This is a genomic window from Devosia ureilytica (genome assembly GCF_024273195.1).
Classification (GTDB): Bacteria; Pseudomonadota; Alphaproteobacteria; order Rhizobiales; family Devosiaceae; genus Devosia; species Devosia ureilytica.
In genome coordinates this window covers 577,079-602,009 of sequence record NZ_JAMZCU010000003.1, presented here as the reverse complement: position 1 = coordinate 602,009, position 24,931 = coordinate 577,079, and the positions used below count along the sequence as shown (strand labels likewise).

Below are 24,931 nucleotides of genomic sequence, written 5' to 3'. Positions count from 1 at the left end.
AACAGTTAATCAGGTAATTGTGACACTGAAAAGTGGACCTTTTGGTCAAATTTCCTGACACATGCAGCGCACCGGCCGCGTTTGCGTTGTCCGTAAACCCGCCCGCAAGAGTTAGAGCGTATTGCTGATGCCAATGCTCGCTTTGTCTGGATGCTGTTGATGAGTTTTGCCCTCGAAAGCCTGATGCGCGCGCCGCCTTCGACCCCATCGGTGGAGCGGCGCGGCGGGGGCATTTTCTCCTTCCTGCTGATCGGGGGCGGGGCCGCGGCCAGCTTTGTCGTGGTCAGCAGCGTCCTGGTGGGCCTCCTGCCCATGTTTGAGGGCTGGGTGGTGAGTGCAACTTGCTATGCAGCGTATATCGTGCCGGTCTATCTGCTGCATCGGCGCTTCACCTTTGCGTCCGACGTGGCCCATCGCCAGGCGTTGCCGCGCTATATGGCCGTGCAGGCCATGGCGCTCGTGCTCGCGACCCTGTTCGGTTTTGTCTTCTACGGTGCACTGGCGCTGCCGAGCCTGCCGGCGGCCATGCTGGTGATCGCGCTGACGTCGGGCGTCAATTATCTGATGCTCAAGGGCTGGGCCTTTGCCTTTGAACGTCGCCTGGAGACCGTGCCCGCATGAGCGGCATGCAAGCGGGCAAGCAACTTCTCAATGCTGTGCATGGCGCGCTGATCTTCGGCCGGCGCGTAAGGGCTATTGCCGATGCCTTGGCCGAGGCTATCCCGGATGGTCCGGGCCGCGTGCTCGATCTGGGCTGTGGCGATGGGCAGGTGGCGGTGGCGCTGATGCAAAGGCGGGCGGACCTGCGCCTGGAAGGCGTCGATGTCCTGGTGCGCCCGGTGACCCATATTCCGGTGACGCAATATGATGGCTCGGTGCTGCCCTTTGCCGACCGAAGCTTTGACCATGTGACCATTGTCGATGTCCTGCACCACACCGATGACCCGGCCGCAGTTTTGGCGGAAGCGGCCCGGGTGGCGCGGTTGAGCGTCGTGGTCAAGGACCATCTGCGCGAAGGTGTTCTGGCAGGGCCGACGCTGCGGCTGATGGATTGGGTGGGCAATCGGGGCCACGACGTGCGCCTGCCCTACAATTATCTTGATAGTGATCAGTGGGCGAAGGCGTTTGAGCGCGCGGGGCTGGCAGAGGCCCGACGTCAGGCGCATTTGCGGCTTTACCCGGCTCCGCTAAGCTGGGCCTTTGAGCGCAATTTGCATTTTGTCAGCCGGCTGGAGCACAGCAATCGCAGCTGATGGGCTTTCAATACCAGCTCACTAGGGTATTCTCCGCGCCGTTTGATTTGCGGGGAAATGCTCATGCGCAGTGCTTTGATTGTCTATGGCGGCTGGGAAGGTCACGATCCGGAGGAATGCGCCACCATTTACCGGCGCTGGCTGCATGAGGATGGCTATTCGGTGCGCACCGCCACCGAAACCAGTGCCTTTGCAGATCCTTCGATTGCCGATCTGTCGCTGATCATCCCCATCTTCACCATGAGCAAGATCGCCAAGGAAGAGGTGGAGAACCTGACCAAGGCGGTGCGCGGCGGCGTGGGCCTGGCCGGGCACCACGGTGGCATGAGTGACGCTTTCCGCGATTCGGTGGACTATCAGTTCATGGTGGGCGGCCAGTGGGTGGCGCACCCGGGCAATATCATCGACTACACGGTCGATGTGACCAAGCCCGATGATCCGATCATGGCCGGTATCAAGTCCAGTTTCCCCTACACGTCCGAACAGTATTACATGCATGTCGATCCGATGATCGAGGTGCTGGCCACAACGACCTTCACCGGCGAGCACGCGCCCTGGATCGAGGGCGCCGTGATGCCCGTGGTGTGGAAGCATCGCTATGGCGAAGGCCGGGTGTTCCACATGACGCTGGGCCATCAGGCCAAGGAATTCGAGAATTCCAACATGGCCACGATCATGCGCCGTGGTCTCAACTGGGCAGCGCGCGACAAGTAGGTTTCGCCGCTACCAGCGCAGCATGACCCGCCCGATGATCGCGCCGATCAGCGCGGTCAGGGCAATGCCCAGCGAGTACCAGACCGCCATGAACATCATGCTGGTCTCGCCGCAATAGAAGGCATAGGCGGCCGCGCCGAAACCGCCGGCCAGAAGGCCCGCCGCCAGACCCGCCAGTGTGGGCGAGGCGGGGGCGAAGCGGCGCATGGTGCCCAGCAGCATGCCCAGCAGCGGCGCGGCGGTCAGGATGATCAGCCAGGGGCAGACGAGCGCGGTGCCGCCCATCAACACGGGCATGGCCCAGTCGGCCTGCATCCAGCCCATTGTGCCTGCGCCAAGCGCAAGGAGCACCAGGGCGCCGGCGGCCAGCAAGGGCCACACCAGGCGCCGGTCGGGGCGTGAAAGGGCTGGCACCGCAACAAGGCCGAGGCCCCCCAGGCCAATCGTATAGGCGAGCTTGCCCCAGAACATCGAACTGCCCCAGGCGCCACCAAAGGGGCGGCCAACCAGCAGGTCGAGCACCAGCGGGCCGACCAGCAAAGTGGCCACAAGGCCAATGGCGAGGGCCAGGCACAGGCGCCGTTCGAGCGCGCGCGGTGGCACGGGCTGCAGGTCGGTGCTGAGGCGGGCGATGAGGTCGTCGGTCATTTCTCGCCTCCCGCAAAGCGCGCCATCAGTGACTTGAGGCCGCGATGTATCGAGACCTTGGCGGCTGTTTCGGTCATGCCGTGGCGCGCTGCAGCCTCGGCAATGCTGGCGCCCTCGATACGGGTCTGGCGGATCAGGTCGGCCGTCCGGTCGGGGACGGTGCCCAGAACCGCTTCGACATCGCGCCGATCTGCGGCATGGGCGCTGTCATCGCTGGCAAAGACAGGCGCATCGTCGTCGAGCTGCACGGTGGGGCGAATGGCGTGGCGGCGGACGTGATCGACGAATTTATGGTGCGCAATCGCGTGCAGCCAGGCCGTGAAGGGCCGGGTGCGATCATAGGTCATGCGCCGTGAATGGACGGCCAGCAGGGTTTCCTGCACGAGATCCTCCGCATGCGAAGCGTGGGCGGCGCTCAGGCGCCGCGCAAAATAGGGGCGAAGATGACGGCCGAGGTCGGACAGCAGCGCGCGATAGGCCGCACCATCGCCCTCGAGCGAGGCCAGCATCAGGCTGCGCAGGCGCTCCTCGATCGGATCAGACTTCACCATTGCATTCCATTCGTTGCGTCACGCATCAAGGTTACACAAGCCGTACCACTGTAACCAGAGGCCGGCTCCCACCGAATAAGCCATGACATTTCAGTGATGACCAGCACATGTGTGCCGGGCTAGCGTAGCTAATGGGGACCAAGCTTGGGGAGAACACCATGACGCCGCCGCAGGAATTGCCGCCAACGCGTGGCCCGCTTGTTTATCGCCAGTCGATCTGGACGCGGCTGACCCATTGGACCTGGGCCATCTGCCTGTTCTTCCTGTTGCTTTCGGGCCTGCAGATTTTCAACGCGCATCCCAATCTCTATGTCGGCCAGCAATCGGGTTTTGAGTTCAATAATTCGATCCTTCGCATCGGGGCGATCAATACGCCCGAGGGTCCGCGCGGGCAGACCACCGTGTTCGGACAGACTTTCGATACCACTGGCGTTTTGGGCATGAGCGGCTCGGCGGAGCGCCCGCAGTTCGTGGGATTCCCTGGCGCCGTGACCATTCCTTCGACCCGCGACCTCGCGACAGGGCGGGTGGTGCATTTCTTCTTTGGCTGGATATTCGTTGGGGCGCTGTTCATCTGGTTCCTTGCCAGCTTCATAAACGGCCATATGCGGCGCGACATCATCCCCAAGGGCGCCGATCTTGCCGGACTGCCCAGGGATGCGCTCGATCATGCGAGATTCCGTCTGCATCACGGGCGAACCTATACGCCGCTGCAAAAGCTCAGCTACTTCGCCGTGTTCTTCATTCTTTTTCCGCTGATCATTCTGACCGGATTGACCATGAGCCCGGGCATGGATGCCGCCTGGCCCTGGCTGCTGGACGTGTTTGGCGGCCGGCAGACGGCGCGCACCATCCACTTTGTGGTCATGGTGCTGCTGGTGCTGTTCTTTATTGTCCACATCATCATGGTGCTGCTGGCCGGGCCGCTCAACGAGCTGCGCTCCATGATCACCGGCTGGTATCGCACCAGCCCCGGCACGCTCGCCGCCAAGGGAGACAAGCCATGAGCCGCCTGATCATTGATCGCCGTCGCTTTCTCACGGGGTCGGCCGCGCTGGGGTCGACAATGGCCCTTGCCGGCTGTAGCCAGTTTGACTTCCTAGCGCAGCGAGACAACCCCATTCGCAACGCGATCGAGCAGGCCAATGTGTTGACCTATCAGGCGCAGCGGGCGCTGATCGGTGACCAGGTGCTGGCGCGCGAATACGCGGCCAGCGAAATCCGCCAGGGCATGAAGCCCAATGGTTCAACCGAGCCGACCACGGCCGAATACATGTTCCTGCGCGGCATGAATTTCGAGCCCTACCGGCTGACCATCAAGGGCATGGTGGACAAGGAGGTGAGCTTTTCGCTGGCCGAATTGCGCAACATGCCGGCGCGGTCGCAGATCACCCGTCATGATTGCGTAGAGGGGTGGAGCTGCATCGCCAAATGGACTGGCACGGCCTTGGGCCCGGTGCTGGACCAGGCGGGGGTGAAGCCGGGTGCGCGCTATTGCGTCTATCACTGCTACGACAATATCCAGCGCAGCATCTCGGGCGACATTCTCTATTATGAAAGTTCGGACCTGGTGGACGCCTACCACCCGCAGACGATCCTCTCCTATGGCCTCAATGACGCGGTGCTGCCGGTCAGCAATGGTGCGCCGATCCGCCTGCGCATCGAGCGGGCGTTGGGCTACAAGCAGCCCAAATATCTCCACACCATCGAACTGGTCGATGACCTCTCGCCCTTCGGACAGGGCAAGGGCGGCTACTGGCCGGACAATGGCTATGACTGGTATGGCGGGATTTAGCACTCAGAGATCCCGGCCCTTGGTTCCCCCACAAGGGGGAGGCAGACGATGGCACGGGCGATACGGTCTTTCGCCTCCTTGCCCTTGGAGGGGAAGGAATGAGGGTGGGGTGACAGAGGCAGGGCCTGCCCCGCACATCACCCATGCGCTTGCCGCGCTTGCCTTTTAGCGTCGTTTCGCCCATATGGAAGCCACGTCGCGGCAGAATGACCGCTGATGGACTTCTCTTCTTACTCAAGCGGTGAGCGGCGAAGTCAGCCCGGATAGTGCCTTAGTGGTCGTGTCTTCGAACCGAAAAACCGGTTCCCACTTTTTCTGAAGACGCTCCAAGCGCTCCGGGTTTGAGCCAGCACCCGCGCGATAATCCCTATCGCTCGATTGCAAAGTTGAAGACGCGCCTGTCGCACGAGCGGCGTGGCGCACGCGCGGTTTCGCGCACCACGAAAGACAAAAGTTTGACCGATTTCATTTCGCTCGGCCTGCCGACCATCATCACCGACAGCCTGACTGCCGGCGGCTTCACCGAGCCCACAAAAATTCAGGCCCAGGCCATCCCCAAGCTCCTTGAGGGCCGGGATATGCTGGGTATCGCCCAGACCGGTTCGGGCAAGACGGCCGCCTTTGGCCTGCCGATCATTGCCGGCCTCCTTGGCCTCACCGGTCGCCCCCGCCCGATGACCACCCGCGCGCTGATCCTGGCGCCGACGCGTGAACTGGCCGTTCAGATCGACGAAAATATCCGCAAGTTCGCCGGCTCCAAGATGAAGCTCGATACCGTGCTCGTCCTTGGCGGCGTGTCGCGCTACCACCAGGTGCAGAAGATCGCCAAGGGCGTCGATGTGGTCGTTGCCACGCCGGGCCGCCTCAAGGATCTGCTCGACGACGGCAAGATCCGCCTCAATGAAACGCGCTGGCTGGTGCTCGACGAAGCTGACCGCATGCTCGACATGGGCTTTATCGCCCCGGTGCGCGCCATTGCCAAGCAGATCGGCCTCAAGCGCCAGACCATGCTGTTCTCCGCAACCATGGCGGCCGAGGTCGAAGATCTGGCCAAGACGCTTCTGAAGGACCCGATCAAGGTCGAGGCGGCGCCGCAGGGCTCCACCGTGGTCAAGATCGACCAGCGCGTCATCCTCTCCGGCTCCAAGGCCAAGCGCGGCGTGCTCAACGACCTGCTTGCCGACGAGAAGGAAGGCATGGACCGGGTCATCGTCTTTGCCCGCACCAAACATGGCGCCGACCGCGTCACCAAGAACCTTGAAATCGACGGCCATGATGCCGCTGCCATTCACGGCAACAAGAGCCAGAATGCCCGCCAGGCGGCGCTCAAGGGCTTTGCTGCCGGTTCGGTGCGCATTCTGGTTGCCACCGATATTGCGGCGCGCGGCATCGACGTGCAGGGCATCACCCATGTGGTGAACTATGATCTGCCCGACGATCCCGAAAACTATGTGCATCGCATCGGCCGCACCGGGCGCAATGGCGCCTCGGGCATTGCCATTACGCTTTGCGATGGCACCGAAAAGAGCAAGCTGCGCGATGTCGAGCGGCTGATCCGCCGCACGCTGCCGGTCTCTGGCGATCTCAACATGGTTGAGGAAGCCACGGCCCCGCGCCAGCCGCGCAACAATGCTGGTCGTCCCGGCCCGCGTGGCGCGCGCAATCCCAAGGCCGAAGCGCCCCGCCGTCCCGCGGGCCCCCGTCGTCCCTTTGCCGAGTTTGCCAAGGAATTGGGTGGCAAGGGTGCTGCCGTGGCCGAGGGCGAGGGACGCAAGTCCGGCCAGGTCAAGCATGTGCGCCGCGATCCCGAAACCGGCAAGCCGGTTGGCAATCGTCCGGCGGGCGCCAAGAGCGGCAAGCCGCGCTGGAACAAGGGTCAGCGCGAGGCAGGCCGGGCGCGTCGTAGTTCAGCCAGCGCATAAAGCGCGAATCTCGTTAAAAGGATGGGCGGCCTTCGGGTCGCCCATTTTGTTTGAGGGGATTGAGTGATGACCAGCATTGCCATTGTCGGACCCGGCGCCATCGGCGGTACGCTTGCTGCCTGGCTGTCGCAGGATAAGCGTTTCGAGATCGCCCTTTGTGCGCGGACGCCGCTGGTGGATCTGGTGGTCGAAACGCCGCAAGGCACGCTGCGTGCCACCCCGACCGTGTGGACCGATCCGGCACAGGCTAAGCTGGTGGACTGGGTGCTGATCGCGACCAAGACCTATAGCGCCGACACCACCCGCCCTTGGCTCGAGCGGCTGGTGGGGCCGCAAACGCGCGTGGCCATCATTCAGAACGGGGTGGAGCAGGTGCGCCTGTTCGAGCACATGGTGCCCGCCGAGCGGCTGGTGCCGGTGATGATCAACCTGCCCGCCGCCCGCAGCGCGCCGGGCCGGATCGTGCAGAGCCGTGACGGTATCATCGCGGTTCCGTCGGGCGCCAATGGAGAGGATTTTGCCGCGCTGTTCGATCATACGAACATCGCGGCCAAGGCCCATGCCGATTTTGTCTCCCAGCTCTGGGTCAAGCTGTGCGGCAATTGCGCGTCCATTGTTCCGGCGTTGACGCTGCGGGCAACGGGACCTGTGTGGAGCGCTGACATGGAGGCCATTGTCCGGGCGCTGGCAGAAGAATGCGCCGCCGTCGGTCGTGCCGAAGGCGCCGAGATTGCCCAGAGCGTGGTCGAGAGCACAGTCGCCGCCATGCAGGGCATGAAGGAAGGCAGCGTCGGCGGGTCCATTCACGCTGATCGTCTGGCGGGCAATCCCATGGAGGTGGACGCGCGCAATGGCGTCATCGTGCGACTGGGCGAAAAGCACGGCATTCCCACGCCGGCCAACCGCATGCTGGTGACATTGTTGGCGGCCTCAGCCAGCCCCTGGGTTCAGGCGACCGAAGCCAGGTAAAGCACGTCGCGGGTGCTGGATTTTTCCAGCGTTCCCGGGGCCAGGCGCGCAAGGAAGCTCACCGCCCAGTCATCGACATTATATTTGCGCGCGGCGGCCATCAGCGCCTGCCAGCGCTCCTTGCGCTCGTCGAGCGGCATGTCCAGAGCCATGCGCAGGGCTTCGGCGGTTTCGTCGGTGTCGAAGGGATTGACCAGCAGCGCCTCGGGGAAAATCTCCGCCGCGCCGGCAAAGCGCGAGAGCACCAGAGCGCCGGGGTCGTCGGGGTCTTGGGCTCCGACAAATTCATGGGCGACCAGGTTCATGCCGTCGCGCAGCGGCGTCACGAGACCGACGCGGGCCATGCGGTAAAGGCCGGCCAGGCTTGGCTGGCCATAGGCGCGCTTCACATAGGTCAGCGGCTGCCAGTCGGGTTCGGCGAAGTGCCCCATGACACGGCCGCAGATGGCGTCGAGCGTGTCGCTGGTCTCCTGGTATTCCTTGATGCTGTCACGCGAAGGCGGCGCCACCTGCAGCATATGCACCGAGCGGCGCATGCGCGAATTATTGGCGAGCAGCTTTTCATAGGCCTCGATGCGCTGCGGCAGGCCCTTGGAATAGTCCAGACGGTCCACCCCCAGGATCAGCCGCTGGTCCCCCAGCGCGCGCTTCATGCGATGCACCATCTTGGTTGCAGCGGGGCTGATCGAAAGCCTCGCAAAGGCGTCGGGGTCCGAGCCGATGGGGAACGCTTCGATTTCAGTGCGGCTGAAATCAATGGCCTGCACCTTGTGCCCGCCAAAGGTGGACGGGGCCTGATGCTCGGCAAATTCGGTGAAGGCGGAAACGTCGCGCTTGGCCTGCATGCCGACCAGATCGTAGCGCGACAGGTCGCGCATCAGTTCCTCGTGGTGCGGAATGGCGTAGAGCGCATCCGCGGTGGGGAAGGGAATGTGCAGGTAAAAGCCGATGCGGTTGCGGGCGCCCAGTTGGCGCAGTTCGGAGGCAAGCGGGATCAGGTGATAGTCGTGGACCCAGATGATGTCGTCGGGTTTCAGCAGCGGCAACAAGGCCCTGGCGAATTGCTGGTTCACCCGCCGATAGCCCTCGTACCAATGGCTCTCGATGGTCGCCAGATCGAGCCGCAGGTGGAAGCTGGGCCAGAGGATGGAATTGGAGAACCCCGCATAATAGGCGTGGTGATCTTCCCGGGTGAGGTCGATCTGGGCAACTTCGAGCCCGTCGATATCCTCGATCCGTGCCGCCCTGGCAGGCTGCTCGGTGAGTTTGCCGGACCAGCCGAACCAGAAGCCCTCGCGTTCGCCCAGCACCTTGCGCAAGGCAACGGCAAGCCCACCTGCAGCGGGGCCCTTGCCGGGCGTGCGGTTCGATACAATGACGATGCGGCTCATGCGACTGGTGCCCCCGTGGTTATTTCAAAATTAGTGCGCGGTGGAGTCCGCTAGGATCGGCGCTTCCTCTGCGACGCCGCTGCTGGCGTGCGGGCGAGCGGCAATGTCCGCCAGCCCCTTGAGCAGGGCGTGCACGGAAGCGACATCGGCGATGCGCATGCGGGCAATGGTTTCGCCCGCGCCCAGCTTGATGCCGATACCCCCCATTTCCTGGGCCACGCGGAAGGCGTCCTCGTCGGTGGTGTCGTCGCCAATAAAGATCGGCGTGCGTCCGGCGAACGGCTCTTCCTGCATGAAGGCGCGCAGGGCGCTCCCCTTGTCGAAGCCGGCTGGCCGCGCCTCGATCACCATCTTGCCTGGGACAAGGGTGAAATCGGGGTGCTCGGCAATGGCTTCCTGCATGGCCAGAAGGCACTCTTCCTCCAGGTCAGGCGCTTGGCGGAAATGCAGAGCAACTGCGCCGTCCTTGGGCTCGAGGATGAGGTCGGGGTGCTCGGCCACGAGCGGCGCGATGGACTTGGCGATCGCGTCGGCAGCGGTGCTCACCGCCTCGTCCAGCTCAAGCAGCGTGCCATCCGCACGACGGCGCTGCGCGCCATGAGCCCCGGCGACAGCGAGATGGAGCGGCGACAGAAAGCGGTCGATGTCGGCGATTTCCCGCCCGGTAATCACAGCGAAGGCCTGGTCGAAATCGCGGGCCGTGCGGTCAAGCTGGTCGGCCAGTTCGGCGGGAATTTCAATGGCATCCGGTGTTTCGGCGATCTCGACGAGCGTGCCGTCGAAATCGGTGAAAATGGCGAGCAATGGTGCCGCGCCGCCGGGATGTGCTGTCGGTTCGGGCATGGCTACCCCCTCGGTTACTTTGATGGTCACAGGTTTTAACGCGGAGCGGGGCAAAAAGTTCGCGTCTCATGGCTGCCATGCGCCAAGTGGGATTTATGAACGGCAGGTTAATGGGGCATTGGTGCGGGGTTCAAACGGCAATGGCTAGAAGGACATCAAGGCGGGCGGGGCAATCCGATCCCGCCGAGCGTCAATATGAGGGTCCTTCAGATCATGTCACAGCTTTTGCTCACCGCGCTGTTCGCCTTGTCGATCAGCTTTTTGACTTTCGCCGCCTCCTTTGCCGAGGCGCCGCGCAGCGAATATTTGCCTGCTGTTGTCGCGCTGGACTAGGCTAGCGGGATACCCTTGGCGCCCTTGTCCTTCTGGTAGCGGTCCGAGAGATCGGCATAGAGCGCATTGATATCGTCGATGCGCGCCATCAGCGCTTCGCGGCTACTGCGATCGAGGCCCGCAATCATGTCCTGAATGCCATGGCTCGACCAGAAGTCGTTGCGGCGGTTGTAGAGATCGCGCTGCGGCGAGACCGTGCCGGTCTCGGGCTCAGGCACGGCATAAACGGCCTTGAGAATCTGGATATCGTACGGAATTGCGAAGCTGTCGCGGCTGTCCTGATGGCTGAACAGATAGTAGAAATTGTCAAAGCCCGACCAGGTGATGCCCGACAGGCAGAGCGAGCATGGCTCGTGGGTCGCCAGAAACAGGCAGTCCCTGGTGGCCGGGCGTTGGTCTTCGGGGATTTCGAAGAAGCGCTTGATGGCGTGCATTTCGCCATGCCAGAGCGGGTTTTCGATCTCGTTATTGGTTTCCGCGACGACGACCGACAGATCGGACTTTTTCAGGATTGCTGCGCCAAAAAGCTTGTTGCCATGGGCGACACCTTTGGCGGTCATCGGGGCGACATCCCTCTCGATGACGTCGAGAAGGCGTGAAATCAATGCGGCAGTGTCCAACCCGATCTACTCCGTGGCCTCGACCAGACCGATGAGCGGGACACCTGCCGCATCATGCAGCCGCAATCCCTGTTCATCGCGTTCATAAGATGCCACGGCGGCCAACGCAGTGAAATAGGCCGCCTCCTGATCCATGATCTGTGGGGCACAGGCCATGCGGGTCGCGGCAGTGGCGCCAAAGCTGATGCCGTCTTCCGTAATGCTGGCTTCAGTGAAGTAATTGTTGCACCCGCCCGACCCGCCGGCGCGATGGTCGGCGGCGATGGAGAGGGTTAGCGGGCGTGTGCCGGACACGGGTTTGCCCCCTATGCTGGTGACGGTCCAGAGTATCTCCACAAGGCCTGTGTCGGGTAGCGGCGGAGGGGGCTCTTCAAGGCGCTCTGGCGCGTAATTGACGACAATGGTTGGGGTCTGGCCGGCGCCAGGGGTAACCGGGGTCGGGACGGGATTGCGGAAGATGACCCGGCCGCCGCTGCTGATCTCTGCAACAAGGCCATAGCTGGCTGCGGTATTGAGCGCATCGTGGATATTGAGCACAAAGCTGATGGGGACCTGGCCCTTGGCAGGTATGTCCGCACTGGCGCCGGCCACGGGGCTTGCCGTCGGCAGCGTCACCAGGGTGACCGTCAGCCAGGCATCAGGCGGCAGTGCCATGCGCTCGCGGTAGCTCACACTGCCATCAATGGTGACACCCGCAGCCCAGACTGGAGACGCCAATCCGACCAGAAGCGCCGCGACGACGCGGATGAGATTTTGCATGCGCATGTTGGTCTCCATCCCTGTGCAAGCAAGACTACCTGAGGTCGCAAAAGGTTGCGAGACAACAGCGTATTTAGGGTTACGCCGCGGGCTGGGCGTCGCGGACGATCCAGGGGGTGTCGAAGTAGTGCTCTTCGAGATTGTTTCCCTCGCCGCCACGGTCGACCACCAGATAGGCACTGTCGCGTTCGAGTGGGCTGAGAACGCCATGCCAGGTGTTCATGGCGATGTTGACGCCTTGGCCGGGTGTGGGACGGAAGGCGCGTGGGCGAACAGGCTTGCCGCCGTCATCCTCGGCGACGATCACCAGCCAGGGCCCGTCTGAAAGGGGAAAGAACGCCTGGCTGCCGAGCGGGTGGCGCTCCACCATTTTTAGGGTCAGCGGCAGGGCGTAGGGTCGGCCCTCGAAAATGGAAATCAGTGGGCGCGAATGCACCCCGCCCAGTTCCACGCGTGCCAGGTCGTGGAAGCGCTCCGTCATCCCGGCGTTGATGGGATAGTGATGCGCGCCCTGTCGCTCGATCACTTGCCCGAAGGGGGCAAAGGCGTCGGCGGTGAGAGGCTCAATAATAATGCTGCGCGGCTCGCCCATGGTCAGAACGGCAGCTTGGCGTGACGATTGACGTCCTTGTAGAGCAGGTAGCGGAAGCGCTGCGGTCCGGCATAACAGGCCTGCGGGCAGAAGGCGCGCAGCCACATGAAATCGCCCCCCTCGACCTCGACCCAGTCGCGATTGAGGCGATAGACCGCCTTGCCCTCCAGCACATAAAGCCCGTGTTCCATGACATGGGTTTCCTCGAACGGAATGACGGCGCCGGGTTCGAGGGTGACGATGTTGACGTGCATGTCGTGGCGCACATCGGTCGGATCAACGAAGCGCGTCGTGCCCCAGGTGTTGTTGGTGCCGGGCATCCAGATGATAGGCTCATCCTGCTCATTGGCAACAAAGGCAGCGGGCGTCTCGATCCCATCGACGGCTTCGTAGCGCTTGCGGACCCAGTGGAAACGCGCCGGCTCGGTGGATTTGTTGACCAGGCTCCAGGCGCAGCCAGGCGGCAGAAAGGCATAGCCCCCTTCCTTGAGCAAATGTGTCTTGCCCTCAAGGGTGAGCGTCATCTGTCCAGCGACCACGAACAGCACGCCTTCGGCTTCTGGGTTCTCCTCTGGCCGTTCGCTGCCGCCGCCGGGAAAGACCTCGACGATATATTGCGAAAAGGTCTCGGCAAAGCCGCTCAGAGGCCGGGCGATCACCCAATGGCGGGCATCACGCCAGTGGGGCAGATAGGAGGTGACGATGTCCCGCATAACGCCGCGGGGAATAAGGGCATAGGCCTCGGTGAACACGGCGCGGCCGGTATGGAGGGCCATTTGGTCAGGCAGGCCGGCAATGGGGGAGGCGTAGGTGGACATGTTGGTCTCCGCTCACGCCTTGCGGCGCAGATCGCTGATGATGGTGCCGGCGGCAAGGGCTTCCGCCTCGTGGTCGGGTTCGCGCCAGGTTTCGGCTATGCCGGCCTGGTACCATTCGACCATGGGCGGCAATGCCAGAAGGCGGGCCGCGTATGCGTCAGGTACGGTTCCAAGCCTAATGCCATAGGTCTGAAGGCGGAGGGCCACGGGTGCATAGAAGGCGTCCGCCGCGGTGAAGCGAGGTCCAGCCAGGAAGGGTCCGCCGAAGCGCTCAATGCCCGTAGACCAGATCTCGGCAATGCGCTCCAACTCGCGGTCCAGGGCGGGGGAGCGGCGGTGCAGTTGCACGCGCAGACCGCAATTCATGGTGCAGACATTGCGCAATTCGGAAAACCCCGAATGCATCTCGGCTGCCACCGAGCGCGCGTAGGCTCGGGCGGCTCGGTCTTTGGGCCATAGGCCAGGGTGGGTCTCGGCCACATATTCTATGATCGCCAGTGAGTCCCAGACGCTGGTTGCGCCATCGACGAGCAGCGGCACGCGGCCTGTGGGCGAAAAGGCGCGGAATTTGTCGTGGCTGCCATGATCGACGAAGGGCTGAAGCTCCTCCTGAAAGGGCACATCCGCCATGCGCAGCGCCAGCCAAGGGCGCAGCGACCATGACGAGTAGTTCTTGTTGCCGATGACGAGCTTGAGCATTGGTCTTCTCCTGCACCTAGGGAGTAGCGCGGGGCAGGGGCGCGTCGCAAGCCGTCACGCGTCCACGCCGCGTTTGAGCCGGCTCAGCATGGCGGCGGCATAGGCCGCGTAGGGACCGATCCAGCGCTCGTGAATGGCGTGGACGGGCAGGGCGTCGAGATGGTTCCAACGCTCGCGGCCGCGTTTTTCCGCCACCACCAGCCCCGCGTCTTCGAGCACGCCCAGATGCTGCATCACCGTGCAGCGATCAAGATCGGGAATGAGATCGCAGAGCATGCCGGTGGTGCGCGGTTCAGTCTTGAGCAGATCGAGAATGCGCCGACGCACGCGGTGGCTGAGCGCCTTGAAGATCAGGTCATCTGCGTCGTCATTTGACATGTTATAAAAATATAACATATAATCGATGACGTCAAGGCAAGGAGATGTTCAATGCGTGCCGTTGTCGCAAAGGAAACCGATCTGGAACTGAAATTCCGCGTTTCGGGCCGGATCAATAAGCCCGTCCATCAGGTGTTCGAGGCCGTGGCCGACCCGGCCCAGCTTTCAGGTTATTTCACCACCGGAGGCGCCAAGGGGCGGCTGGAAACCGGTGCAACCGTCACTTGGGATTTTCACGACTTTCCGGGGGCATTTCCCGTCGAGGTAGTCGAGGTGGTTTCCGACAGCCGCATTGTGTTGCGCTGGGACGCGAGCGAGGCGACTGAACCCAGCACCACCGGCGAGGCGCCGCAGACTGTGGGCTACAAGACGACCGTAACCATGGAGTTCGCGGCGCTTGAAGACAATCGGACCCTGGTGACGATTTCCGAAACGGGCTGGCGCAAGACCCCGGGCGGGCTCAAGTCATCCTATGGCAATTGCGAAGGCTGGACCGGCATGCTGTGCGCCATGAAGGTGTATCTCGAGCACGGCATCAACCTGCGCGAGGGCTTTTACAAGTAGTCGTTAGCGCTTCGATAGGGTTACGCAATCTTCAACACTTGGCGCGATGATGCCCATCATGCGTCAAGTGTTGTTGAGTATCGGCGTTTCACCGCACCATTGGGTGCAGCACAACCTGCCCTGGCTGGCAGTGCTGGCCATAGTGTTCGGCTTTGATCGCGACGACGTCGCTCCTGGTGAGTCACGTCGCGACGATTGATCGCCTCGATCAGGGCAGAACGGCTTGCAATCGCAGCAATGCGATCCTCTCCACCTGTGCGCAGGCGGTGACGAATTCTTCGGCCGCTGAATTGGCGACGCGCTGCTCGAAATTCTCCAGAATCGACGCCTTGGTGTGATCGCGCACGGCGATGATGAAGGGGAAGCCGAACTTTTCGACATAGGCATTGTTGAGCGCGGTGAATTTGTCCCGCTCAGCATCGGTCAGCGCGTCAAGGCCGGCCGAGGCTTGCTCGGCGGTGGATTCCGCGGTCAGGCGCTTGGCGGCGGCGAGCTTGCCGGCGAGGTCCGGGTGGGCGCGGAGCACGGCCAGGCGTTCCTCGGTTGTTGCCAAGCGGAACTGGGTTCTGAGCGCAAAATGGAGACCGATGGCGGTATCATTGGCCGGTCCCATTTCCGCTTCCCAGGCGCGCTCGGCGATCCAGGGGGAATGCTCGAAGATCGAGCCATAGCGAGCGACGAATTCGGATTTGTCGAGTTGGCTGGGGATCACCTCCGGCGCCACATAGGGGTGCTCGCGGGCCCAGTGCTGGGCAATCTCCAGACGGGTCGGCACCCAGACCTTGTCGAAGCCCCTGATATAGTCGACGAACTTTTTGAGGCCCTGATAGCGCCCCGGCTGGCCGACGAGCCGGCAATGCAGGCCAATCGACATCATCTTGGCCGCGCCCGCCTGGCCTTCGGCATAGAGACAGTCAAAGCTGTCCTTGAGGAAGGTGAAATACTCTTCGCCATTGTCAAAGCCGGGCGCGGTGACGAAGCGCATGTCATTGGCCGAGAGCGTATAGGGAATGATCAACTGCGGCCTGCCGCCGATGACCCTCCAATAGGGCAGGTCGTCGTCGTAGGTGTCCGAAATATAGGCGAAGCCGCCGTGGTCGGCGACCAGATCGACCGTGTTGAGGCTCGACCGCCCGGTGTACCAGCCCAGCGGCCGGGCGCCCGTGGCAATGGTGTGGAGCCGCACCGCCTCGGCGATCTGGGCGGCTTCCTCGGCGGGCGGCATGTCCTTGTGCTGCACCCATTTGAGACCGTGCGATGCGATTTCCCAGCCGGCCTCCTGCATTGCCGCCAATTGGGCCGGGGCGCGCATCAGCGCCGTTGCGACGCCATAAATGGTGACCGGCAGGTTGGCCTCGGTGAACAGGCGATGCAGCCGCCAGAAGCCGGCGCGGGCGCCATATTCGTACATGCTCTCGACATTGGCATGGCGCTGGTCTGGCCAGGGCGCGGCGCCCAGCACATCGACGAGAAATGCCTCGGAGGCATTGTCCCCATGCAGGATATTGTTCTCCCCGCCCTCTTCGTAATTGAGCACGAACTGCACCGCCACATGGGCGCCGCCGGGCCAATTGGCATGCGGCGGGGTCTGGCCATAGCCATGCATGTTGCGGGGGTAACGATACATATGCGGGTCTCTTCAACGTCGGGTGGGAGACCAATGGTAAGCAGAAGGCGGGGTGGGGCGCTAGAGGCAGAGCGCTTCTGCCTGCGCAGTACCCCCGCCCTTGATCCCTCCCCACAAGGGGGAAGGAGACGATGAACCCTGCCGCCGCGACCCTGCGCCTCCCTCCCCTCGATGGGGAGGGACTGAGGGTGGGGTGACTTCACGCCTGCTGGTCCACAACCCCTTCCAGCTTTTCCAGAAACTGCTTCCAGCCCGCATGAGCGCCGCCATAGGCCTGTTTCTGTTCGGGGCGGAAGCCGGCCTGCTCGACGCGCAGATGCGTGCCGGTGGCGGTCGGAGTCAGGGTGTAGGTGACGACGCTCTTGAGAGCATAGAGCGGGTCGTCATTGGCGTGGTCCCAGGCGTAGGAGAGCGAGCGCTCGGGCTCGATGGCCAGCACTTCGCAATCGAGTATGCCGCCCCATTCGCCGCGCAGCTTGAACTTGTGGCCGACCTGAGCAACGAAATCATTGTTCATCAGCCATTCGGAAATCAGGTGCGACTGGGTCAGCGCCTTCCAGATCTTGGCGGCCGGCTGGGCGATTTCGCGCTCGACGATGACGGAGCGGGTTTGTGTGGCGGTGCTCATGGCGGGGTCCTATTTACTTGCTTTCTTGGTGGCGGCTTCGCCATTGGCCGTGGCAGCGGCCTTGATCAGGTCCTTGAAGGCGGCCTCGTCCATGATTTCGCCCTCGAAGAAGTCGATGGCGCGGCGGACATTGCCCTCCATGCTCGAATTGAACAGGTGGTCAGGATCGTCCAGCGATGCGCCCTTGGGGAAGGTGGTTTTTACCGAGGCCTTATAGACCTCGCCAGTGCAGAGCAGCCCATTGTGCGACCAGACCGGCTTGCCCCATTTCCATTCTTCCTCGACGTCGGGCAGGGCCTCGTGGATGACCCTGCGCAACTGCGCAAGCTTTTGGCCGCGCCAGTCGGGCAGGTCGGCAATGCGCTTGTCGATCAGCTCTTTTGGCGTGGCTCCGGTGGCGAGATCGGCGGCGCTGTTCTTGGAAAAGGTCATAGCGAGGTCCTCACATCTTTTCGCCGGACAGCCGGCTGGCCTGTTTCACCCAGTCGGCGAATTGGGTCTCGTCGATGGCATCATCTTCGTGGATGTCGAGATAGCGCACCCTGGCCTGTTTCGAGGTGCCCGGGGGCAGGGGGTCGAGTTCGGCGCCATTGTGGAAGGCGACCTTCACGTATTTGCTCATGCAGTGGAAGCTGACGAAATAGACGTCCTTTTCCAGGCCATAGAAGGGCGTGTTCCATTTCACTGCCTTCTCAACGCCGGGCACTGTGCCTTCGATGATCGCGTCGAGCGTTTCGCCGACGTCACGTTGCCAGCCGGGCATGGCGGCGATGTATTTCTGCACAATGTCATTGCCATAGCCTTTGGCGACCTGCGGGTTGCCGCCGGAGAGGCGCACCACGCCATCGGGGCCGGGTTTGAGCGGCGGGCGTATCGGCTTGCCTTCGGCCATGGCTCAGCTCGCCACGCTGGCCCGGCGGCGGGCGAAATAGGGCTGGAAGAACATGAACAGGCCCGAGAAAAGCAGGAGGAACAGCGGCAGGAGCGGCGAATAGGTGACGAGGGGCGGCACGCTGGCCTGGCCCATGAAACCGATAGCGACGAAGTTGGCGATGACGGTCAGCGTGAAGGCCATCGAGGTCCAGCGATGAAAGCTGCGGATGAAGCGGGTCATTGGTCTATCCTTTCGAGCAAATTTTCGAGGGCGTCGAGCCGCGCCTCCCAGAAGCCGGTCATTTCCCTGGTCCAGTCCATCAATGGCGAGAGGGCCTGCACCTGGGCGGAATAATGGGTCTGCCGGCCGGCATGGCGGTCCTGCACCAGGCCGGCCTGCTTGAGCACGGCGAGGTGTTTGGAGACCGTGGGCTGGGCCACCCCGGCCGCGCTGGTCAGCGTGCCGACGGTTTGTTCGCCCTGCCGGCAAAGCTGCTCGAATATGGCGCGCCGCGTCGGATCGGCGAGCGAGCGAAACAGGGCGTCCTGATGCGTATTCATGTCAATCCATTCATGATTGGCTATGAATGCAATCAATAGCCAATCATGAATGGATGTCAAGCGGGTCGGCCTCCTAAATGGCCCCAGGCAGTGACAGGCCCTCGAAATAGGCTTTGGCGTGTTCAAAAAAGATCGCGGGCGCCAGATGCAGCGCGCTGCCCGAGCGCACCAGGATGCCGAAGCGATTGGTGGGCAGTCCGCCATCGTTGAGAGGCTGGAAAACCAGTCGCCCGGCGGCGATTTCGTTCTGGGCGCCGATGGGGGTCATGATCGCGGCATAGTGGCCGCCCAACGCCAGTTCGACCAGCAGCCGGATCGAATTGGCTTCCACAAAGGGCGGGCTGATGCCGGCCGCGGATCTAAGGAAGGGTTCGATCACCTCGCGGATCGAGATTTCCGGCTTGCCGACAGCCAGCGGATGTTCGAGGCATTGTGCCATGGTGAGGCCTTCGACCCCGGCCAAGGGGTGGTTGGGTGCCATGACTGCGCCGATGGAGACATCGCGGCGGAAGGCGACATCCACCTGGCGCGGCGGCTTGGCAATGAAGCCCAGGCCGATGTCGATGCGTTCGTCCACGAGGCGTTCCACCACTTCGGAGGACGAGATGATCGAAATATCGAGCGTCAGTCGCGGATAGCGCTTGCCGAAATCGCTGATCAATTGCGGCAGGAAGGACAAGCCAACGCTTTCAACCGCGGCGATGCGGACCGATCCGGCGCGGACCCCGCGCAGCAATTCAATCTCGGACACCGCCGCTTCCATGGGTGCGACCAGCCGCCGTGAATGGCGGAAGAGGATTTCACCAGCCGGGGACAGCCGCAGGCGACGCTTTTCGCGTAGGAACAGGGCAATGCCCATCGCGTCCTCAAGTTGCGCAACCTGTCGAGTGATCGCGGACGAGGCGACATTGAGGCGGCGCGCCGCCTCCCGGATCGACAGGTGCGTGGCGACCGCATTGAAATAGAGCAGGGAGGGTTGATGGAACACCCGCGCCAGGAGGTTGGCGGAAAGGGCATGTTCGCGGGGCCGTTCGGGCGGAAGGCGCGGTTCCATGGAGCAATCCTCTGTTGCCGTTTCGGCAGCATAATGCTCCCAATTTGAGAGTATCAAGAGCAATCGCGCGTGCTATGGTGACGTTTGGGGAATGAGTTTATCTGCGCATGCCGCTGGCCCGAGGCCGGCTTCTGCCTCCGGGGTGGGCATGCCAAGGGAGCAGCAAATATGGCCGGCGGAGCCCTCACCACGCACGTACTCGACACCATGCAGGGCAAGCCGGCGCGCGGCATGCGGCTGGAGCTGCACTATGTGCATGGTGATCACACCCATCACCTTGTGGACAGCTACACCAATGAAGATGGACGGGTGGACCAGCCGCTGCTGAGCGACGAGTTCCAGCACGGCGAATATGAAATCCGCTTTCACGTCGGGCAGTATTTCGAGCGCATCGGCGCCGGGCCCGAAACGCCGTTTCTGGATGTCGTGCCCATTCGTTTCACTATCTCCGAAGACCGGCATTATCACGTGCCTCTCCTGGTCAGCCCCTTCGCCTATTCGACCTATCGGGGGAGTTGAGGCATGACGGCGGTGTTTGCTCGCGGACCCCTCACCCCATCCCTCTCCCCAAGGGGGCGAGGGGGCGATGGGTGCAGCTTCGGCGTCACAACAGTCTCCAGCGTTTCGGCTCCTGCGTCCCCTCGCCCCTTTGGGGAGAGGGTCAGGGTGAGGGGTCTCTGAAATGATCGAAACAACCAACGCCATCCGCTTCCTGCTCAACGGCGAAGAGATCATCCTCACCGATGTAGCGCCCGATCTGACCTTGCTCGACTGGCTGCGGCTCGAACGGCGCCTGCGCGGCTCCAAGGAAGGTTGCGCCGAGGGCGATTGCGGGGCCTGTACGGTCCTGGTCGGGCGGATGATGGATGACGAGATCATCTACGACTCGGTCACCGCCTGCATCCGTTTCGTGGGCAGTCTGCACGGCACCCATGTGGTTACCGTCGAGCATCTGCGCGGCGAGAATGGCAATCTCCATCCGGTGCAGCAGGCCATGGTCGATCACCATGGTTCGCAATGCGGCTTTTGCACGCCCGGTTTCGTCATGAGCCTTTATGGCCTCTGGATGCGCAATCCTGACCCCTCGCGGTCTGCCATTGAAAAGGCCTTGCAGGGTAATCTTTGCCGCTGCACCGGCTATGCACCGATCATCCGCGCGGCGCAGGCGATATCGAGCCATGGCCAGCCGCAGGGCGATCCGCTCTGGGCTGAGCGCATTGCGGTCAAGGAGAAGATCAAGGCCTTGCACGATGGCCGCCGGGTCGAGATTGGTGCGGGCGACAAGCGGATCATCATCCCCGCTTCGCTCGATGATTTTGCGGCGGTCTACGAAGCCAACCCGGAAGCGCGGATCGTGGCCGGGTCGACGGATGTGGGGCTCTGGGTCACCAAGTTCATGCGCAATATCGGCCCGGTGATCTTCATCGGCCATTTGCAGGAGCTGAAGCGCATCGCCGAAAATGCCAGCGAAGTGCGGTTTTATGCCGGGGTGTCCTATTCCGAGGCGACGTCCGTCATAGAGGCGAACTTCCCGCAGCTTGGTGAACTCTGGGATCGCATTGCCGGCGAGCAGATCCGCAACATGGGCACCATCGGTGGCAATATCGCCAATGGCTCCCCCATCGGCGACACGCCGCCGCCTTTCATCGCGCTGGGCGCCAAGCTGCATCTGCGCCGGGGCGAGCATCGCCGCGAAATCAAGCTCGAGGATTATTTCATCGCCTATGGCAAGCAGGATCGGCAGCCGGGCGAATTCGTCGAAAGCGTCACCCTGCCCCTGCTTCCGGCGGGCGAGACCTTTGCCGCCTACAAGATTTCCAAGCGGCGCGAAGAAGATATCTCGGCGCTCTGCGGCGCCTTCCGGGTGTTCATCAACCACGCCGGTACCGTGGGCATGGCGCGCATCGCCTTTGGCGGCATGGCGGCAACGCCCAAGCGCGCCAAGGCGGTCGAGGCAGCTCTCTTGGGTAAGCCCTGGACCATGGAAACCATCGAGGCCGCAATTCCGGCGTTTGCCGAGGACTTCCAGCCGATCAGCGATATGCGTGCTTCGGCCCAATACCGGTTGTTGGCCGCCCAGAACCTGCTCAAGCGGTTCTTCCTCGAAAGCCAGGGCGAAGGTGCGCGCCTCAAGCGGGCGGTGGCGTGATGAACAAGCAGACTGACATTTCGCTCGCCACGCTCCATGCACCCACCCGCCACGACAGTGGCCCCAAGCATGTGACCGGCACCGCTGAATATATCGACGACATGGTCGAGCCGGTCGGCACGATGCACGCCTATCTGGGGCTCTCGACCAAGCCGCATGCGGAGATCATCTCTATCGATCTCGATGCGGTGCGTGCCGCGCCGGGCGTCATCGGGGTGCTGACGGCTGAGGATATTCCGGGCGAGAACGACGTCTCTCCCAGCCACAAGCATGACGAGCCGATCTTTGCCGAAGGCAGGGTGCAGTTCTGGGGCCAGCCGATGTTTGCGGTGATTGCCGAGACACGGGACGCCGCCCGGCGTGCCGCGCATCTGGTCAAAGTCGAATATCACGATCTGCCGCATATCCCCGATGTCCGCGCTGCCCAGGCGGCAGGCGGCAAGCTGGTCACTGAACCGCTCAAGCTCGAGCGCGGGGACGTCGAGACCGGGCTTGCAGCTGCGCCGCGGCGCGCCAAAGGCGCCATCACCATTGGCGGGCAGGATCATTTTTATCTCGAAGGGCAAATTGCCTTTGCGGTGCCCGGCGAGGATGAGGACGTCACCGTCTATTCCTCGACCCAGCATCCGAGCGAGGTGCAGTTGATGGTCGCGCAGGTGCTGGCCATCCGCCACAATGCGGTGACCGTCACCGTTCGCCGCATGGGTGGTGGCTTTGGCGGCAAGGAAACGCAGGGCAACCTCTTCGCCGCCGTCGCTGCGCTGGCCGCCAAGAAATGGAACCGCGCCTGCAAGATCCGCCCTGATCGCGACGATGACATGAGCGCCACCGGCAAGCGCCACGATTTCGTGGTGGACTATGATGTCGGCTATGACGACACCGGCAAAATTCTCGCGGTGGACGCTGTTTATGGCACGCGCGGCGGCTTCTCGTCGGACCTCACCGGCCCGGTTTCCGACAGGGCGCTGTTCCACTGCGACAATGCCTATTGGTATCCGGCGGTGCGGGCGCGATCCGAGCCGCTCTATACCAATACCGTTTCCAACACCGCTTTCCGCGGTTTCGGCGGACCGCAGGGGATGATTGCGGCGGAGCGCTGGGTTGAGGACATCGCCTATGCGCTGGGCAAGGACCCCCTCGACATCCGCAAGGCCAATTTCTACGGCACCGACACCGACAATGTGACGCCCTACCACCAGACGGTTGAGGACAACATCGTCCATCGCGTCGTTGAGGAACTGGAAGCCTCCTCGGACTATCAGGCGCGGCGGCAGGCGGTGCTCGATTTCAACCGCTCCAACAACGTGCTGAAAAAGGGCATTGCGCTCACCCCGGTCAAGTTCGGCATCTCCTTTACCGCCACCTGGTACAATCAGGCCGGCGCACTGGTGCACGTCTATAAGGATGGCTCGATCCACCTCTCGCATGGCGGCACCGAGATGGGGCAGGGGCTCTATATCAAGGTGGCGCAGGTGGTGGCCGATGCCTTCGGGGTCAATCTCGACAGCATCAAGATCATGGCAACCTCAACTGGCAAGGTGCCCAACACTTCCGCCACGGCAGCATCGTCCGGCTCCGATCTCAACGGCATGGCGGCCTATAATGCCTGCGCCCAGATCAAGGCGCGGCTGACCGTGCATGCCGCCCAGCTCTACCAATGCGACGAGGCTGCGGTGGAATGGGTAGAGGGGGGCATCAAGGCCGGCGACACATTCGTGACGTTTGCCGAACTGGCGGCGTCGGCCTATCTGAACCGGGTCCAACTCTCCGCGGCGGGCTTCTACAAGACCCCGAAAATCCATTGGGATCGCGCCACGGGCCGCGGCCATCCGTTCTACTATTTCGCCTATGGTGCCTCGGTCAGCGAAGTGACGGTGGACACGCTCACCGGCGAGTACGTGGTTGATCGCGTCGATATCCTGCACGACGTGGGCAAGTCGCTGAACCCGGCGGTCGATATCGGTCAGATCGAGGGGGGCTTCATCCAGGGCATGGGGTGGCTCACCACCGAGGAACTGGTTTGGGACGACAAGGGTCAATTGCGAACGCATGCGCCCTCCACCTACAAGATCCCGCTGGCCTCCGACGTGCCGCCGATCTTCAATGTGCAACTGGCCGAATGGTCGGAAAACCGCGAGCCCACCATCGGCCGCTCCAAGGCAGTGGGTGAACCGCCCTTCATGCTGGCCATGAGCGTCGTCGAGGCCTTGGGCATGGCGGTGGCAAGCGTCGGCGATTACAAATTGGCCCCGCAGCTCGACACACCCGTCACCCCCGAGCGGGTGCTGATGGGGGTCGAGCGGATGAAGAGGGCGCGGGGCTCCTGACATGACCTCACACGCCGCGCTCGAAGCCTTTTTCGCGACCAATCCCGACGCGATTGCGTGCGAATTGACTTCGGTGCGGGGCTCCTCCCCGAGGGCCGAAGGCACGTTCATGTTGGTCAGCCTGGACGCCATCCTGGGCACCATCGGTGGCGGTGCGCTCGAATATATGGTCATCGATCATGCGCGCCGACTGATTTCGGAGGGCCGCGCCGAGGCCGCCATGGATGTGCCGCTGGGGCCGGAAATCGGGCAATGCTGCGGAGGCAGGGTCAAGGTCAGCTTGCGCTATGCAGATGTGAAGTTGCGCTCCGAACTGGCCGCCCGGATCGCCCATGATGACGCAAGTGCCTGTAATGTCTACATTTTTGGAGCTGGCCATGTGGGCCGAGTGCTGGCGCAGATCCTGTCACTGCTCCCGGTCAAGCTCGAAGTGATCGACACAAGGCAGGAGGAACTCGATAGCCTGGCGCCCGGTATTCCCAACCGCCGGGTCGCCATGCCCGAGGCCGTGGTGCGTGCAGCACCCATGGGCAGCGCCTTCGTCATTCTGACCCATGATCATGCGCTCGATTTTCTCATTGCAAATGAAGCACTTGCCCGCGCCGATAGCCCCTATGTCGGCATGGTCGGGTCGCGGACCAAGCGGGCCAAGTTTGCCAGTTGGTATCTGGAGCAGGGCGGCGATCCTTCGGCGCTCGAGCGATTGGTATTACCTATTGGCGCGCAAGGGCTTGGGGATAAACGACCTTCGGTTATCGCGGCACTGGCGGCGGCCGAAATTATGGTCCAGATTGGGAAACGGGAAGTTTTGATCGGGCATGTGTCCACCCCCAGCAACGAGGGGGTGGCGAGTGGATTCTGAT

The 24,931-nt window shown here is 62.8% G+C and carries 30 protein-coding genes; 13 read left to right on the top strand and 17 right to left on the bottom strand.

What is annotated here, in order from left to right:
- Nucleotides 1-159 precede the first annotated feature (159 nt).
- The 3 genes from NIM87_RS10775 (at nt 160) to NIM87_RS10765 (ending at nt 1,967) form a co-directional block, all read left to right on the top strand.
- Nucleotides 160-621, top strand: a complete 462-nt coding sequence (locus NIM87_RS10775) for a GtrA family protein (RefSeq protein WP_254674661.1) — start codon at nt 160-162, stop codon at nt 619-621.
- Nucleotides 618-1,253, top strand: coding sequence for a class I SAM-dependent methyltransferase (locus tag NIM87_RS10770; protein ID WP_254674660.1), 636 nt, complete (start codon nt 618-620; stop codon nt 1,251-1,253). The genes NIM87_RS10775 and NIM87_RS10770 overlap by 4 nt, the downstream gene beginning before the upstream one ends.
- A 63-nt stretch (nt 1,254-1,316) precedes the next feature.
- Nucleotides 1,317-1,967 carry a ThuA domain-containing protein gene (locus tag NIM87_RS10765; RefSeq protein WP_254674659.1) on the top strand — a complete coding sequence of 217 codons (651 nt, stop codon included), beginning with the start codon at nt 1,317-1,319 and terminating at the stop codon, nt 1,965-1,967.
- Between the two features lie 9 nt (nt 1,968-1,976).
- Here NIM87_RS10765 and NIM87_RS10760 read toward each other — a convergent pair whose 3' ends face one another.
- Nucleotides 1,977-2,615 carry an NrsF family protein gene (locus tag NIM87_RS10760; RefSeq protein ID WP_254674658.1) on the bottom strand — a complete coding sequence of 213 codons (639 nt, stop codon included), beginning with the start codon at nt 2,613-2,615 and terminating at the stop codon, nt 1,977-1,979.
- Nucleotides 2,612-3,136, bottom strand: a complete 525-nt coding sequence (locus NIM87_RS10755) for a sigma-70 family RNA polymerase sigma factor (protein WP_254674813.1) — start codon at nt 3,134-3,136, stop codon at nt 2,612-2,614. The genes NIM87_RS10760 and NIM87_RS10755 overlap by 4 nt, the downstream gene beginning before the upstream one ends.
- A gap of 188 nt (nt 3,137-3,324) precedes the next feature.
- On the opposite strand from NIM87_RS10755, the gene NIM87_RS10750 reads away from it, so the two are divergent.
- The 4 genes from NIM87_RS10750 (at nt 3,325) to NIM87_RS10735 (ending at nt 7,852) form a co-directional block, all read left to right on the top strand.
- Nucleotides 3,325-4,173 carry a cytochrome b/b6 domain-containing protein gene (locus NIM87_RS10750; RefSeq protein ID WP_254674657.1) on the top strand — a complete coding sequence of 283 codons (849 nt, stop codon included), beginning with the start codon at nt 3,325-3,327 and terminating at the stop codon, nt 4,171-4,173.
- Nucleotides 4,170-4,961 carry a molybdopterin-dependent oxidoreductase gene (locus NIM87_RS10745; RefSeq protein WP_254674656.1) on the top strand — a complete coding sequence of 264 codons (792 nt, stop codon included), beginning with the start codon at nt 4,170-4,172 and terminating at the stop codon, nt 4,959-4,961. Before NIM87_RS10750 ends, NIM87_RS10745 begins: the two co-directional genes overlap by 4 nt.
- Nucleotides 4,962-5,416: 455 nt before the next feature.
- Nucleotides 5,417-6,883, top strand: a complete 1,467-nt coding sequence (locus NIM87_RS10740; RefSeq protein WP_254674655.1) for a DEAD/DEAH box helicase — start codon at nt 5,417-5,419, stop codon at nt 6,881-6,883.
- A 66-nt stretch (nt 6,884-6,949) separates the two neighbouring features.
- On the top strand, nt 6,950-7,852 hold the full coding sequence (locus tag NIM87_RS10735; RefSeq protein WP_254674654.1) for a 2-dehydropantoate 2-reductase: 903 nt from the start codon (nt 6,950-6,952) through the stop codon (nt 7,850-7,852).
- Here the strand turns inward: NIM87_RS10735 and NIM87_RS10730 are convergent.
- The 8 genes from NIM87_RS10730 to NIM87_RS10695 form a co-directional block, all read right to left on the bottom strand.
- Nucleotides 7,831-9,243, bottom strand: coding sequence for an alpha,alpha-trehalose-phosphate synthase (UDP-forming) (locus NIM87_RS10730; protein ID WP_254674653.1), 1,413 nt, complete (start codon nt 9,241-9,243; stop codon nt 7,831-7,833). The genes NIM87_RS10735 and NIM87_RS10730 overlap by 22 nt on opposite strands.
- Nucleotides 9,244-9,273: 30 nt before the next feature.
- Entirely contained in the window at nt 9,274-10,086 is an 813-nt protein-coding gene (gene otsB / locus NIM87_RS10725) for a trehalose-phosphatase (protein WP_254674652.1), read from the bottom strand.
- Between the two features lie 329 nt (nt 10,087-10,415).
- Nucleotides 10,416-10,979, bottom strand: coding sequence for a nucleoside deaminase (locus NIM87_RS10720; protein ID WP_254674812.1), 564 nt, complete (start codon nt 10,977-10,979; stop codon nt 10,416-10,418).
- 66 nt (nt 10,980-11,045) lie between these two features.
- A complete protein-coding gene (locus tag NIM87_RS10715; RefSeq protein ID WP_254674651.1) occupies nt 11,046-11,804 on the bottom strand; it encodes an META domain-containing protein in 759 nt (252 codons plus the stop codon).
- A gap of 73 nt (nt 11,805-11,877) precedes the next feature.
- Entirely contained in the window at nt 11,878-12,390 is a 513-nt protein-coding gene (locus NIM87_RS10710; RefSeq protein WP_254674650.1) for an ureidoglycolate lyase, read from the bottom strand.
- A gap of 2 nt (nt 12,391-12,392) precedes the next feature.
- On the bottom strand, nt 12,393-13,208 hold the full coding sequence (locus tag NIM87_RS10705; RefSeq protein WP_254674649.1) for a bifunctional allantoicase/(S)-ureidoglycine aminohydrolase: 816 nt from the start codon (nt 13,206-13,208) through the stop codon (nt 12,393-12,395).
- 12 nt (nt 13,209-13,220) lie between these two features.
- Nucleotides 13,221-13,907 (bottom strand): glutathione S-transferase family protein, encoded by a 687-nt coding sequence (locus tag NIM87_RS10700; protein ID WP_254674648.1) that lies wholly within the window; start codon nt 13,905-13,907, stop codon nt 13,221-13,223.
- A 54-nt stretch (nt 13,908-13,961) separates the two neighbouring features.
- Complete coding sequence (locus NIM87_RS10695; RefSeq protein WP_254674647.1) at nt 13,962-14,285, bottom strand: ArsR/SmtB family transcription factor; 324 nt, start codon at nt 14,283-14,285, stop codon at nt 13,962-13,964.
- Nucleotides 14,286-14,366: 81 nt separating this feature from the next.
- Here NIM87_RS10695 and NIM87_RS10690 point away from each other — a divergent pair, with 81 nt between their 5' ends.
- Together NIM87_RS10690 and NIM87_RS10685 are read left to right on the top strand one after the other, a co-directional pair.
- The gene (locus NIM87_RS10690; protein ID WP_254674811.1) at nt 14,367-14,849 is read left to right on the top strand and encodes an SRPBCC domain-containing protein; all 483 of its coding nucleotides are present in this window, start codon (nt 14,367-14,369) and stop codon (nt 14,847-14,849) included.
- Between the two features lie 58 nt (nt 14,850-14,907).
- Nucleotides 14,908-15,048 (top strand): hypothetical protein, encoded by a 141-nt coding sequence (locus NIM87_RS10685; RefSeq protein ID WP_254674646.1) that lies wholly within the window; start codon nt 14,908-14,910, stop codon nt 15,046-15,048.
- A 9-nt stretch (nt 15,049-15,057) separates the two neighbouring features.
- Here the strand turns inward: NIM87_RS10685 and puuE are convergent, their stop codons facing one another.
- The 7 genes from puuE to NIM87_RS10650 all read right to left on the bottom strand — a co-directional run bounded on the left by puuE (nt 15,058) and on the right by NIM87_RS10650 (nt 19,592).
- Nucleotides 15,058-16,476, bottom strand: a complete 1,419-nt coding sequence (gene puuE / locus NIM87_RS10680; protein WP_254674645.1) for an allantoinase PuuE — start codon at nt 16,474-16,476, stop codon at nt 15,058-15,060.
- A 199-nt stretch (nt 16,477-16,675) separates the two neighbouring features.
- Complete coding sequence (locus NIM87_RS10675) at nt 16,676-17,104, bottom strand: SRPBCC family protein (RefSeq protein ID WP_254674644.1); 429 nt, start codon at nt 17,102-17,104, stop codon at nt 16,676-16,678.
- A 9-nt stretch (nt 17,105-17,113) separates the two neighbouring features.
- A complete protein-coding gene (locus tag NIM87_RS10670) occupies nt 17,114-17,536 on the bottom strand; it encodes a DUF1801 domain-containing protein (RefSeq protein ID WP_254674643.1) in 423 nt (140 codons plus the stop codon).
- Between the two features lie 10 nt (nt 17,537-17,546).
- Nucleotides 17,547-17,996: a DUF1801 domain-containing protein gene (locus tag NIM87_RS10665; RefSeq protein WP_254674642.1), complete on the bottom strand. Its 450-nt coding sequence runs from the start codon at nt 17,994-17,996 to the stop codon at nt 17,547-17,549.
- Nucleotides 17,997-17,999: 3 nt separating this feature from the next.
- Complete coding sequence (locus NIM87_RS10660) at nt 18,000-18,218, bottom strand: hypothetical protein (protein ID WP_254674641.1); 219 nt, start codon at nt 18,216-18,218, stop codon at nt 18,000-18,002.
- Nucleotides 18,215-18,538 carry an ArsR/SmtB family transcription factor gene (locus NIM87_RS10655; protein WP_254674640.1) on the bottom strand — a complete coding sequence of 108 codons (324 nt, stop codon included), beginning with the start codon at nt 18,536-18,538 and terminating at the stop codon, nt 18,215-18,217. Before NIM87_RS10655 ends, NIM87_RS10660 begins: the two co-directional genes overlap by 4 nt.
- A gap of 73 nt (nt 18,539-18,611) precedes the next feature.
- A complete protein-coding gene (locus NIM87_RS10650) occupies nt 18,612-19,592 on the bottom strand; it encodes a LysR family transcriptional regulator (RefSeq protein WP_254674639.1) in 981 nt (326 codons plus the stop codon).
- Nucleotides 19,593-19,760: 168 nt separating this feature from the next.
- Between NIM87_RS10650 and uraH the strand changes: the two genes are divergently transcribed.
- From uraH to xdhC, 4 genes are all read left to right on the top strand, one after another.
- Entirely contained in the window at nt 19,761-20,111 is a 351-nt protein-coding gene (gene uraH / locus NIM87_RS10645) for a hydroxyisourate hydrolase (protein ID WP_254674638.1), read from the top strand.
- Between the two features lie 163 nt (nt 20,112-20,274).
- The gene (gene xdhA, locus NIM87_RS10640; RefSeq protein ID WP_254674637.1) at nt 20,275-21,741 is read left to right on the top strand and encodes a xanthine dehydrogenase small subunit; all 1,467 of its coding nucleotides are present in this window, start codon (nt 20,275-20,277) and stop codon (nt 21,739-21,741) included.
- The gene (gene xdhB / locus NIM87_RS10635) at nt 21,741-24,068 is read left to right on the top strand and encodes a xanthine dehydrogenase molybdopterin binding subunit (protein ID WP_254674636.1); all 2,328 of its coding nucleotides are present in this window, start codon (nt 21,741-21,743) and stop codon (nt 24,066-24,068) included. Before xdhA ends, xdhB begins: the two co-directional genes overlap by 1 nt.
- Before the next feature lies 1 nt (nt 24,069).
- Nucleotides 24,070-24,930 (top strand): xanthine dehydrogenase accessory protein XdhC, encoded by an 861-nt coding sequence (gene xdhC / locus NIM87_RS10630; RefSeq protein WP_254674635.1) that lies wholly within the window; start codon nt 24,070-24,072, stop codon nt 24,928-24,930.
- Nucleotide 24,931: the final 1 nt, after the last annotated feature.